The sequence below is a fragment of the Catenibacterium sp. co_0103 genome, assembly GCF_004168205.1.
Taxonomy (GTDB): Bacteria; Bacillota_I; Bacilli_A; order Erysipelotrichales; family Coprobacillaceae; genus Catenibacterium; species Catenibacterium mitsuoka_A.
Genome location: NZ_RCYB01000060.1, coordinates 1 through 12231, shown reverse-complemented (window position 1 = coordinate 12231; position 12231 = coordinate 1). Strand labels below are relative to the sequence as shown.

Here is a 12231-nt window from a genome sequence, read left to right as displayed (position 1 = left end):
TCTCTAGGCCATTTGAATCTGCCGTCTTCCAGTCTCTTGTAAAGAAGTACAAAGCCATCACCCTCCCAGTACAGTGCCTTAATCACTCTCGAATTTCTACCACAGAACAGGAATACTGAATTTGAAAAGGGATCTAAACTAAACTGTGTTGTAACCAGTGCACTAAGCCCATCAACCTGTTTCCTCATATCTGTATAGCCAACAGCTATATAGATGTGCTCTGCCTTGGAGATGTCACCTAACATAATAGTGCATCTATGATGTTCGTTACAGTTCCAATATCTGTATCACAGGGAAATTCTATATGAACATCTCCTTTAGTAATGATTATGTTCTGTTTATCAAGTGTGCTCTGATCAACGGAGACAAATGATGGAGCTTGTACAGCACCTGTTTCGATTGCCATCTTTCGCAGTTTCTTCAGCCAGCAGTAGTAGGTCTGCTCACATATGTTGTTCTGCTTGCACCATTTTCTAACAGGAAGTCCACTTTCCCTGCACTCCTTTATTCTTTCAATCCATTGCTTAGTTTTGATATCATCATTAATGCTTTGAATATCCATGATCTCACCATCCTCTATATAGTGAATTTAGTGCTAAAATCACTATATATAGCAAATTTAGTGGCTAAAAACGCTATATATAGCAAATTTAGTATCTAAAAACACTCTAATTATCTAATATGGTGATGTCTATTTCTATCCACTATATTATTTGGCTCTTACGTACCTTCTTGAGTTTAAGTGTAGTTCCTCTTCTTAAATACGCTTCATCCCAATCATATACTTTAGTATGTGTAAAATTACGTTCTGTTGCATAACGTAGTTCCACATATATATCAGGTATATAATCTTTTACTCTCACATAATCACTTTTCATAACTTCTCCAAAAGAAAATCCAGGGAATAACCCTGGATCCTAGTAATTGTTTTTGACTTGAATACGTGTAATAGCCTTCTTTAATGCAATTTCAGCACGCTGTAAATCGACATCTGGATTCTTTGATCTTAATCTCTCTTCAGCTCTTGCCTTTGCTTCTTCAGCTCTACGTAGGTCGATTTCTTCTGGTGATTCAATATCATTCACAATAAGTGTAACAGTATTATCACCATCTACATAAACAAATCCACCACCAACAGCGAACTCATATCTGTCTTTATCAATCCTATAATTCATTTCGGCGATTTCCACACCACTCGCCAATGGCATATGGTGAGCAAGTATACCCATCTGACCATCAGTTGTTCTAATGTTCAGAATATCTACGTCTACATCCCTGTAGGTACCTTTAGGAGTGACGATATGTAAATGAAATTTACTCACTTAAAGATTCAGCTTTCTTTACTGCTTCTTCAATAGTACCTACATTATGGAAAGCCTGCTCTGGTAAATCGTCATATTTGCCTTCTAGAATTTCTTTAAATCCTTTTACTGTATCTTCTACATGTACATACTTACCATCTAAACCAGTAAACTGTTCTGCAACAGTAAATGGCTGTGATAAGAAGTTTCTAATTCTTCTTGCACGTGCAACGATTAGTTTATCTTCTTCACTCAATTCATCCATACCAAGAATTGCGATGATATCCTGTAATTCCTGATATTTCTGTAACATCTGAGTTACTCCATGAGCCACTTCATAATGTTCTTTACCAACAACGTTTGGATCAAGACCTCTAGAAGAAGAGTTTAGTGGATCTACTGCAGGGTAAATACCTAATGCTGCAATACTACGATCAAGTACAACTCTTGCATCAAGATGTGTGAATGTAGTTGCCGGAGCAGGGTCAGTCATATCATCGGCAGGTACATATACAGCCTGTACAGATGTAATAGAACCCTGTTTAGTTGAAGTAATACGTTCCTGTAACTGACCCATTTCAGTTGCAAGAGTTGGCTGATAACCTGCCTGAGATGGAACACGTCCAAGTAGGGCAGATACTTCTGAACCAGCCTGAGTGAAACGGAAGATATTATCGATGAATAGTAAAACATCCTGTCCCTGTTCATCACGGAAATATTCCGCCATAGTAAGTGCTGATAATGCAACTCTAAGTCTTGATCCAGGTGGTTCATTCATCTGACCAAACACTAGTGTTGTCTTATCTAATACACCACTTTCTTTCATTTCATAGTACAAATCATTACCTTCACGAGAACGTTCACCAACACCGGCGAATACTGATAAACCATTATGTTCAGTTGCGATGTTATTGATGAATTCCTGGATAAGAACTGTCTTACCTACACCGGCACCACCGAACAATCCGATCTTACCACCCTTGATGAATGGACAGATCAAGTCTACGACTTTAATACCTGTTTCAAGAATTTCAGTTTCTGTTCTCTGATCAGCAAATGTAGGTGCTGATCTATGAATTGGCATATGTTTTTCTTCAGTCAATTCATCTTTACCATCAATAGAATGTCCTAATACGTTGAACATTCTACCAAGTGTTTTATTACCTACTGGAACACTAATAGGTGCATTAGTATCCACAGCATCCATACCTCTTGTTAGACCATCAGTAGGACCCATTGCGATACATCTTACAATATCATCACCAATATGCTGAGCAACTTCTACAGTTAACTCTTCACCATGGTTATCAATTGTGATGGCTGTATTTAGATCTGGAAGATCTTTATCAGCAGCAAACTGTACATCAACAACTGGACCCTGAGCCTTGATAATCTTACCAACATTCAAAGACATATGGCACCTCCTTCTTATTGTGCATTGGCACCAGCAACGATTTCACTTACTTCACTTGTAATCGCGCTCTGACGTGCCTGGTTATATTTTAATAACAACTCATCTGTTAATTCATTAGCATTGTCTGTTGCGTTCTTCATAGATGTTCTTCTAGACGCATTTTCTGCAGTCACTGATTCAATCAAGTAACCATAGATAACGGCCTGTAAATACATCGGAATTAAGCTTCCAAGTACTGATTCAGGACTTGGTTCAAACAATGTATCTTTATGGAATTTCTTATCAGAGACAAGATCTTCAGCCTTAAGTGGAAGAAGAGTCACATCTCTAGGTACGAAAGTTAAATCATTCACATATTCTGTATATACAATATGAATAGACTTAATTTCTTTTTTCTTATAGCCTTCTAGAAGTGAAGCAACTAATCTCACAATACTTCTAAAATCAAGGGTCGTATTAAGGTCTACATAAGTACCATCTACTTCACCTTTAAAATGTTTCTTAAACTGATTTAAGCCTTTATTACCAATCGCAATAATCTTCTTGGCATCATTGACTGATGCTTCAACCTGCTTAAAGATATTTGAGTTATATCCACCACATAATCCTAAAGTAGAAGTGATAACGATATAAACATCTTTACCCTTATAATTTAATACTAAATAAGGAGAATCAATATCATTTCCTGCAGAAGATAAGATCTGTGCACAAGTATCTTTTACCTGTGTATAATAAGGCTTCATGTCATTCAACTGATTTCTAGTCTTAGAAAGCTTAGAGCTAGCAACAAGTTCCATAGCTCTTGTGATTTTCTTAGTAGATTCAATTGATTTGATACGACGCTTGATGGCTTGCATCTGCCCAGCCATAATTAAGCCTCAGCTTTCTGTAAGTTTTCGAACTGAGTTGTATAAGCCTTAACAGCTTCCTTCAACTTAGCAGTTAATTCATCAGATAATACTTTCTTTTCTCTGATTTCATCAAGAAGATCACTATGTGCAACAGCAAACTTCTCTACTAAACCATCCATGTATTCCTGTACCTTTTCCACTTTAACATTCTTAACGAATCCATTTTCAAGTGCAAATAGAGTAATAATCTGATCAATAACATCTCTTGGTGCATACTGTGCCTGCTTTAATACTTCACGTACACGTTCACCATGTTCAATCGCATTCTTAGTTGCTGCATCTAAGTCAGAACCAAACTGTGCGAATGACTGCATTTCTTCATACTGCGCTAATTCATACTTCAAGTTTCTAGAAACCTGCTTCATAGCCTTGATCTGTGCTGTAGAACCTACACGTGATACAGATAAACCTGTATCAATGGCAGGTCTGAAACCAGCATTGAATAATTCCTGCTGTAAGAAGATCTGACCATCAGTAATAGAAATAACGTTAGTAGGGATATATGCTGAGATATCACCTGCCTGTGTTTCAATGATAGGAAGGGCAGTAATAGAACCTCCGCCATTTTCTTCATTTAAACGACAAGATCTTTCTAATAGTCTTGAATGTAAGTAGAATACATCACCTGGATAAGCTTCACGTCCTGGTGGTCTCTTTAATAATAGAGACACTGTACGATAAGCTACGGCATGCTTACTTAAATCATCATAAACGATTAATACATCCTTACCTTGGTCAAGCCATTCTTCAGCAATAGCACAACCTGCATAAGGAGCAATATACTGAACTGGAGCAAGTTCAGAAGCTGATGCAGAAACAACAACAGTATAATCCATTGCGCCTGCCTTCTTTAATTTTTCAACAACCTGTGCAACTGTAGAGTTCTTCTGACCAATTGCTACATAGATACAGTACATATCCTGACCTTTTTGGTTGATGATTGTATCAACAGCGATAGCTGTTTTACCAGTCTGTCTGTCACCGATGATTAACTCACGCTGACCTCTACCAACTGGAATAATTGCATCAATAGTAGTGATACCAGTCTGTACTGGCTGATCTACTGATTTTCTTGTCATAACACCAGGAGCCACTCTTTCGATTGGTCTAGTCTTTGTAGTGATAATTTCACCCTGACCATCAATAGGCTGTCCTAAAGGGTTAACGACACGACCAAGCATTGCATCACCTACAGGTACTTCAATGATCTTACCTGTACGTCTTACTTCGTCGCCTTCTTTAATTTCGTCCGCATTACCTAATAAAGTAACACCAACACTATCTTCATCTAGGTTCATGACCATACCATAAACATCACCTGGGAAAAGGATCAATTCACCTAGCATTGCATTGTCTAAACCATGAACAACACTGACACCGTCACCAACAGTCATAACTGTTCCGACGTCTTTCTGTTCCATGACATCATCATAATGCTTAATCTGCTCTTTGATTAAAGCACTGATTTCATCGGGTCTTAATGCCACTTGCGTCACCTACTTTCTCAACAGCTCAGTCTTGAGCTTGCTGACTTTGTTCTTTAATGAGCCATCATAGACACGGTTCTCAATCTGAACCTTAACACCACCAATAAGTGTCTTATCTTCAACAGTTCTTAAAGTAATTGTTTTGTTTTCTTTCTGAGAAATCGCTTCTTCAATTGTCTTAACCTGTTCATCGCTTAATGCGAAAGGTGTGAAGATAACGCCTTCCTCGATACCAAGATGCTTATTACTCATCTTAATAAAGCTTTTTGTAATAGGCGCAATGTATCTTGTTCTTCTTTTCTTTACAAGCAGTTTAAGAAAATTCAATACATAATGATTTACTGAAGTGCCAAAACCTTTATCAAGTAATGCACACTTTGCTTCATCATCTACAAGCACATGAGAGAAGAATTTTTCAAATTCTGGATTACTTTCTAAAACTGTATCAACTAGTTTCATGTCTGCTAGATAATCTTCTAGCGCATGATCTTCTAACGCTAACTGATATAAGCTTTCAGCATAACGTTCTGCAACATTTGCATCCATTAGTTAACAACCTGTTTTACGAAATCATCTACTAAAGCTTTATTGGCTTCAGTATTCATATTCTGATCCATGACTTTAGTAGCCACTTCAACAGCAACATCCACAATTTCTTTCTTCATTTCATCCTGTGCTGCAAGCTTTTCAGATTCAATTTCATGGCGAGCCTGTTCAATCTTTTCTTGAGCCTGCTTGTTAGCTTCATCCATGATTTTACTCTTAGCCTTTACGGCATCTTCCTTAGCCTGATCTATGATTTCTTTATACTGTTTTGCAGCTTCTTTAGCGTGCTTTTCACTTTCTAGAAGATATTCAGATGCTTTTTCATTCTTAGCCTTCGCATCATTGATATTACCTTCTATAAAATCAGCTCTCTTCTGGAAGAATTCTAATACATAATTCCATAAATATTTCTTGAACAGAAGAAGCATGATTGCAGTGGAACATAACTGAACAATCATAGTGGTAGGGTTTGGAAATAACTTTGCGGCTATATCTGGCATAGTTTTTTCCTCCTTAAACTATTTTTTATTTGAATACGAATAATAAGATGAAAGAAATAAGTAAACCATAGAGGGCTACTGTTTCTGTTAAGGCGATACCTAAGATCATAGTAGTACGGATCTTGCTTTCAGCCTCAGGATTTCTTCCAATTGCAGATACTGCATGAGCGGCAACTAAACCTTCACCAATACCTGTACCTAAACCTGCAAGTACTGCAATACCAGCAGCGATTGCAATTAAACCTCTTGTCATAATCAATTTCCTCCTATTGACATTTTTTTCATTTATTCTTCATCTGGATTTTCATTAGAAATCAGAATTGAAGATAGTGTAACGAATACCAGTGCTTGTACACATCCAGAGAATACATCGAAATAACAATGTAATAGTGGTGCTACCACTGGTCCTAAAAAGTTGAATGGAATCAACTTGTAACTTAAGAATGATGTTGCCTGATATACTAAGGCCATAATAAATGTACCACTCAATAAGTTACAGAAAATACGCATTGATATAGAAATCAATGGTGAAATCAAACCAAATAGGTTTGTTGGGGGAATCAAAGTTCCCTTAATATAACTGCCAACACCCTGATACTTAATCGCATTAATCTGAATTAATACCCATGTAATTAATGTTAAGGATAACGTGATTGAGTAGTTAGTAGTTGGCGCATCAAAACCTGTTAATCCAAATAAGTTAGAAACCAACAGCCATGCAAATAACATAGAGAAATAAGGATAGTAGTTCTTCGCATATTTCTTAGGCATGATTGTGCCCATATAATCGTAAACCATCTTAATGGCGGTTTCAACAAGAAGAACCACACCTTTTGGTCTCTTAGTTGGATCTGCTTCTCTTATTTTTTTACCTGCATAAACAAAGAAAATAGAAAGTATCACAGTCACAATCAATGATGATATCAGTTCTGGCTGAATAGTGATTTTCATTATCTCATACGCCTCCTTTCTCCATATGCATGTATATAAATAGAAATCTTTACTACTAGATAGCCCAGAAATACAGTATACATATTTACTATTTCTGGAAAGAATCCAGCTATCGCAAAACCTACTGCAAAAATAAACAATTTAGCCATAAATAACATAACCGCAATTGTCTTACCTGCAGTCTGGATGGAAAGTATTGTATCAGTCATTTTCATATTGATCTGTAAAATTAATAAATCAATAAGATAACCTAATACAAACCCTAAGCAGTAGCTGATTGAATGAAGAATGATGGAAAGTATAACCGCAAGAATCAATCCTGCAAGAAATACTTTAACAGAAGTTCTTCTTACTTCATATTCATCAAATCCCATTAATTAGTACCAAACAAGCGGTCTCCCGCATCTCCTAAACCTGGTACAATATATCCCTTGTCATTTAGCTTTTCATCTAATGCAGCTAAAGTAAGCTTTACATCTGGATGATGTTCTTCAATGTATTTCACACCTTCAGGTGCACCTACAAGACAGACAAGTTCAATATCCTTCGCACCACGATCTTTAATATTCTGGATAGCCATATCAGCTGAACCACCAGTAGCAAGCATAGGATCAAGAACAATAACCTTTGCGCTCTCTAATCCCTTAGGAAATTTAGCATAATATTCATGAGGAATCAATGTTTCTTCATCTCTATACATACCAATATGACCTACTTTCGCAGTTGGCATGATTCTTCTGAAGCCATCTACAAGACCCACACCAGCACGTAAGATAGGTACAAGAATAATATCTCTATCTAGTTCATAACCAGTTGTCTTACAAATAGGTGTTTCAATTTCCTTTTCTTTTAAAGGATAATCTTTTGTGACTTCATAAGCCATCAACATTGCGATTTCATCAAGGTTCTGCTTGAAAATATAGTTTGATGTCTTTTCTTCTCTCATAATAGAGAGTTTGTGTTTAATTAATGCATGATTGAGTACTTTAACCATCTTATGACCTCCTAGTATTTAATATCGTCATACATAGTCACTTTATCAGTTAACTTCTTTACTCTTGCAAGACATTCATTCTTTACTTCATCAGTTTCTTCATTCTTTAAACGATAAGCAATAATCTTTCCAACTTCTCTGAAGTCATCTTCCTTGAATCCTTTTGTGGTCATTGCTGGGGTACCAACACGGATTCCAGAAGCCTTGAAAGGTTTTTCTGTATCGAAAGGAATCGCATTCTTATTAGCTGTAATATTGATTTCATCAAGTAATCTCTGAGCTTTCTTACCTGTAATACCACAGCTGCTCTTTACATCAATAAGTAATAGGTGATTATCAGTACCACCAGTTACAAGACGGAATCCTTCTTCCTTTAAAGATTCTTCTAAAGCTTTTGCATTCTTAATGATTTGATGACTATATTCCTTGAATTCAGGCTGTAATGCTTCATAGAAGCAAGCTGCTTTAGCCGCAATAATATGCATAAGAGGTCCACCCTGCATACCAGGGAAAACAGCTCTATCAATATCTTTTGCATACTTTTCCTTACACATGATGACACCACCTCTAGGACCTCTTAAAGTCTTATGAGTTGTAGTCGTCACGATATCTGCATAAGGGAATGGAGATGGATGATCTCCTGCAGCAACTAAACCAGCAATATGTGCCATATCTACCATAAAGATAGCTCCAACACTATGTGCTACTTCAGCCATGAATTTGAAATCAATCGTTCTTGCATAAGCACTTGCCCCTGCAACAACTAACTTAGGTTTGATTTCTTCACACAATCTCTTATATTCATCATAATCGATTCTTTCTGTTTCCTTATCAACACCATAAGCATGGAATTCATAAGTCTTACCAGAGTAGTTTAATGGATGTCCATGAGTTAAATGCCCACCATCATTTAAAGACATACCTAGTACTTTATCACCTGGCTGTAATAAAGCAAAATAAACAGCTGTATTCGCTTGTGCACCAGAATGAGGCTGAACATTTGCATACTCACAGCCAAATAGCTTCTTAAGTCTTTCCTGTGCTAATGTTTCTACTTCATCCACAAACTGACATCCACCATAATATCTCTTACCTGGATATCCTTCAGCATATTTATTTGTTAGAACTGAGCCCGCAAGCTCCATAATTTCTTTAGATACAAAGTTTTCGGAAGCAATTAATTCAATTTTGTTTCTTTGTCTATTCAATTCTCGCTCAACACTCGCAAATACTTCTGTATCTCTCATAATGCTTACTCCTTTTCTAAAGCCATCATTTTTTCAATTCTCTTAACATGTCTTCCACCTTCAAAATCAGTATGAAGCCATGCATTAAGAATTTCAACAGCGAGTCCTTCTCCAATAACTCTCTGTCCCATTGCAATCATGTTAGTATCATTATGAGCTCTTGTCGCTTTTGCACTAAATACATCATGACATAATGCGCAGCGGATACCATCTACCTTATTACATGTAATTGATACACCGATTCCTGTTCCACAAACAACGACACCTTTCTCACATTCTCCTGATGCAACAGCTTTAGCTGCCTTAGATGCATAATCAGGATAATCACAAGAGTCTTCAGTATAAGTACCATAGTCTACAACTTCATAACCCTGTTTCTTCATTTCATCAATAAGAACATTCTTTAAACGTAATCCACCATGATCACAAGCGATTGCAACTTTCATAATATACCTCCTCGATTTCTTCTTTGGTAATTAAACCTTCTCTTAGTATTCTCACATCACCTTGACTTAAATCCACGACTGTAGATGCAGTTGCCGAAGCAGTCTGTCCTCTGACAACCATATCAATCTGTCCATCAAGCTGTGCAAGTACTTCTTTTTCGTTTGTCGTATTCCCTTGACCAGATAAATTAGCACTTGTTACTGATAAAGGCCCTGTCTGATCAATGAGTGACAAAACGAAAGAACTGTCTGGGATTCTAATACCTATTGTATCTTTTCCACTAACATGTCTCGAATCCACACTATCCAGTCTTTTTAATACGATTGTCATTCTACCTGGCATAAACTTATCAATCACTCTCTGGGTACCCTCGTCTACTAAGCCATACTTCTTTACATCATCTTTTTTTGACAACATAAGAGTCACTGCTTTATTCGGGTTACGTTTCTTGATTTCCATAATTCTATCAAGACCCTTCAAATCATCGAATAAGCAGGCAACGCCATAAACAGTTTCCGTAGGAAATGCAACAATCTTCCCATCTCTTACTGCACTCACTAATAAATCCATCTGTTCTGGTCCTATAACCTGTGTCATTAAAATCACCTCATATCGGTATTATTTTAACACAAAAACTTTCTTAAAAACATATATTTATCGCTTTCCAACATACCCTTTTCTACTTACAAATTCATATATCTGTCAATTATTTATTCAAACTTAATTGTTTGTACATAAATTCTTCATAGAATATTTTATATAATGAATAAAAGGAGGTATTTTGTCATGAAAAAGAAGAATGTAGTTATTGGTACAATAGGCGCAGTAGCTGCGGCATCTGCCACTTATCTTGCAGCAGGGCGCATTGCGATAGAAAAAGTATGTACAAGATGCAAAAAAGAAAAAGTAGGATTAAAACATCCAATAAGTGAAGATGATAAACAATGGCTAGATCATCAGACATTTATTGATATGGAAATCACTTCTTATGATGGATTAAAGCTAGAAGGGCAGTTCCTTCCTTATCCTGATTCTAATAAATTAGTAATCTGTGTTCATGGATTCCATTCTTACCATTATCGTGAGTTTGCATATTATATTCGTTTCTATCATGAACTTGGTTATAATATCCTTCTTCCAGATAATAGAGCGCATGGACAATCAGAAGGACATTATATTGGTTTTGGATGGCTTGACCGTTTAGATATATTAGAATGGATTAAAAAAATGGAAGAGTACTTCCATAATGAACCTATGAGCATTGTCTTACATGGTATATCCATGGGTGGGGCAACAGTCCTCATGGTAAGTGGTGAAGAATTATCTGATAATGTGAAAGCTATTGTCGCTGATTGCAGCTATACAAGTGCTTATGATGAATTCAAATACTACTTAAAGAATAAAGGATGTCCACCATTCTTATTACTGCCTAGTGCTACATTATTGTCAAAAAAGACAGTAGGGTATAACTTCAAACAGGCCAGTGCAATCAATCAAGTCAAGAAGTCTAAAACACCTACATTATTTATACATGGTAACCAGGATCACTTTGTGCCTACTTACATGGCATTAGAACTCTATAATGCCTGTCAGGCAGAAAAGAAATTACTTATTGTGAATGATGCTGCACATGGTGAATCTTATCATAAAGAGAAGAAACTTGTTCAAAGCAATATTACTCATTTCTTAGAGAAATATGTAGACTAATAGACCGAGCAACTTGCTCGGTCTATTTCTTCGCATTTCTTATTTTTCTTTCAAAAATAAGTACAACTTCATCACTTGTACTATTGCTTCCTACACCAACACCTACAATAGCACCACCTACCATATTACTGCCTATTTCATTTGTGAAAGCTGTCTTTAGTCTCCAGCCCTGTACACTATATCTTATTAATGTCTTCTTCAAACTATTTGTATCTGTCCTACCATGAGAATCATGAACAGTGACTACATCATATTCATAAAGATCATTACATTCTAAAATGGAATCTAAATTATAATCATTATTTTTGAATACCCACAAACCACAGGTTAGTGAAAATTAAATTTCATAAGCACCGATTAAACGGCGTTCATGAAGCTGAACCGGACACATGAATTTCCCATCTGTTCTATAATTAGATTAGAAATTAGATGGAGGTATAATCATATGTCAAACAAAGTATTAAAGCCTAAGAAAGCTTCTCTTTATCAGTTCACTCAGAAATATTCCAACAATATTGATAACTGCATTGAATTCTTCAAATCCATGAAATGGCCTGAAGGCTTTTCATGTGACCGTTGTGGCTGTCATAAGTATTACCTAGTCAAGCGTGTAGGAAAGACCAAGACTTCATATGTTCTTGAATGCAGCTCATGCCATAAGCAACATTCACTGCTTTCAGGCACTATTTTTCAGAGTTGCAAGCTTGATCTATACAAGCTCCTTTT

General features: G+C 36.4%; 19 protein-coding genes. 2 read left to right on the top strand and 17 right to left on the bottom strand.

Annotation, left to right across the window (positions count from 1 at the left end):
- The 16 genes from tnpB to EAI80_RS09440 form a co-directional block, all read right to left on the bottom strand.
- On the bottom strand, positions 1 to 245 hold a 245-nt coding region (gene tnpB / locus EAI80_RS09510), incomplete at its 3' end, for an IS66 family insertion sequence element accessory protein TnpB (RefSeq protein WP_129981824.1).
- Complete coding sequence (locus tag EAI80_RS09505) at positions 239 to 562, bottom strand: hypothetical protein (RefSeq protein ID WP_129981823.1); 324 nt, start codon at positions 560 to 562, stop codon at positions 239 to 241. The genes EAI80_RS09505 and tnpB, both read right to left, overlap by 7 nt.
- Positions 563 to 704: 142 nt before the next feature.
- Complete coding sequence (locus tag EAI80_RS13445) at positions 705 to 878, bottom strand: M15 family metallopeptidase (protein WP_161220321.1); 174 nt, start codon at positions 876 to 878, stop codon at positions 705 to 707.
- Between the two features lie 39 nt (positions 879 to 917).
- Positions 918 to 1322: an ATP synthase F1 subunit epsilon gene (gene atpC / locus EAI80_RS09500; RefSeq protein WP_022425540.1), complete on the bottom strand. Its 405-nt coding sequence runs from the start codon at positions 1320 to 1322 to the stop codon at positions 918 to 920.
- Positions 1315 to 2715 (bottom strand): F0F1 ATP synthase subunit beta, encoded by a 1401-nt coding sequence (gene atpD, locus EAI80_RS09495; protein ID WP_022425539.1) that lies wholly within the window; start codon positions 2713 to 2715, stop codon positions 1315 to 1317. Before atpD ends, atpC begins: the two co-directional genes overlap by 8 nt.
- A 14-nt stretch (positions 2716 to 2729) precedes the next feature.
- The gene (gene atpG, locus EAI80_RS09490; protein WP_129981822.1) at positions 2730 to 3584 is read right to left on the bottom strand and encodes an ATP synthase F1 subunit gamma; all 855 of its coding nucleotides are present in this window, start codon (positions 3582 to 3584) and stop codon (positions 2730 to 2732) included.
- Positions 3585 to 3586: 2 nt separating this feature from the next.
- Entirely contained in the window at positions 3587 to 5113 is a 1527-nt protein-coding gene (gene atpA, locus EAI80_RS09485; protein ID WP_022425537.1) for a F0F1 ATP synthase subunit alpha, read from the bottom strand.
- Positions 5114 to 5122: 9 nt separating this feature from the next.
- Positions 5123 to 5659: a F0F1 ATP synthase subunit delta gene (locus EAI80_RS09480; RefSeq protein ID WP_006506962.1), complete on the bottom strand. Its 537-nt coding sequence runs from the start codon at positions 5657 to 5659 to the stop codon at positions 5123 to 5125.
- Positions 5659 to 6159, bottom strand: a complete 501-nt coding sequence (gene atpF, locus EAI80_RS09475; RefSeq protein ID WP_129981821.1) for a F0F1 ATP synthase subunit B — start codon at positions 6157 to 6159, stop codon at positions 5659 to 5661. The genes EAI80_RS09480 and atpF overlap by 1 nt, the downstream gene beginning before the upstream one ends.
- Before the next feature lie 25 nt (positions 6160 to 6184).
- Positions 6185 to 6412: an ATP synthase F0 subunit C gene (gene atpE / locus EAI80_RS09470; protein WP_006506960.1), complete on the bottom strand. Its 228-nt coding sequence runs from the start codon at positions 6410 to 6412 to the stop codon at positions 6185 to 6187.
- A 32-nt stretch (positions 6413 to 6444) separates the two neighbouring features.
- Positions 6445 to 7110, bottom strand: a complete 666-nt coding sequence (locus tag EAI80_RS09465) for a F0F1 ATP synthase subunit A (protein ID WP_022425536.1) — start codon at positions 7108 to 7110, stop codon at positions 6445 to 6447.
- Positions 7110 to 7484 carry a hypothetical protein gene (locus tag EAI80_RS09460; RefSeq protein WP_129981820.1) on the bottom strand — a complete coding sequence of 125 codons (375 nt, stop codon included), beginning with the start codon at positions 7482 to 7484 and terminating at the stop codon, positions 7110 to 7112. Before EAI80_RS09460 ends, EAI80_RS09465 begins: the two co-directional genes overlap by 1 nt.
- Entirely contained in the window at positions 7484 to 8104 is a 621-nt protein-coding gene (gene upp, locus EAI80_RS09455; RefSeq protein ID WP_129981819.1) for a uracil phosphoribosyltransferase, read from the bottom strand. Before upp ends, EAI80_RS09460 begins: the two co-directional genes overlap by 1 nt.
- 11 nt (positions 8105 to 8115) lie before the next feature.
- Positions 8116 to 9351, bottom strand: a complete 1236-nt coding sequence (glyA, locus tag EAI80_RS09450) for a serine hydroxymethyltransferase (protein ID WP_129981818.1) — start codon at positions 9349 to 9351, stop codon at positions 8116 to 8118.
- Positions 9352 to 9356: 5 nt separating this feature from the next.
- Complete coding sequence (gene rpiB / locus EAI80_RS09445) at positions 9357 to 9797, bottom strand: ribose 5-phosphate isomerase B (RefSeq protein ID WP_129981817.1); 441 nt, start codon at positions 9795 to 9797, stop codon at positions 9357 to 9359.
- On the bottom strand, positions 9775 to 10395 hold the full coding sequence (locus EAI80_RS09440) for an L-threonylcarbamoyladenylate synthase (protein ID WP_129981816.1): 621 nt from the start codon (positions 10393 to 10395) through the stop codon (positions 9775 to 9777). Before EAI80_RS09440 ends, rpiB begins: the two co-directional genes overlap by 23 nt.
- A 189-nt stretch (positions 10396 to 10584) precedes the next feature.
- Here EAI80_RS09440 and EAI80_RS09435 point away from each other — a divergent pair, with 189 nt between their 5' ends.
- Positions 10585 to 11505 carry an alpha/beta hydrolase gene (locus EAI80_RS09435; protein ID WP_129981815.1) on the top strand — a complete coding sequence of 307 codons (921 nt, stop codon included), beginning with the start codon at positions 10585 to 10587 and terminating at the stop codon, positions 11503 to 11505.
- Between the two features lie 22 nt (positions 11506 to 11527).
- Here the strand turns inward: EAI80_RS09435 and EAI80_RS09430 are convergent, their stop codons facing one another.
- Entirely contained in the window at positions 11528 to 11824 is a 297-nt protein-coding gene (locus tag EAI80_RS09430) for a DUF4177 domain-containing protein (protein WP_129981814.1), read from the bottom strand.
- A 126-nt stretch (positions 11825 to 11950) separates the two neighbouring features.
- Between EAI80_RS09430 and EAI80_RS09425 the strand changes: the two genes are divergently transcribed.
- Positions 11951 to 12231, top strand: a 281-nt coding sequence (locus EAI80_RS09425) for a transposase (RefSeq protein ID WP_193760862.1), incomplete at its 3' end; no start/stop codon positions are given.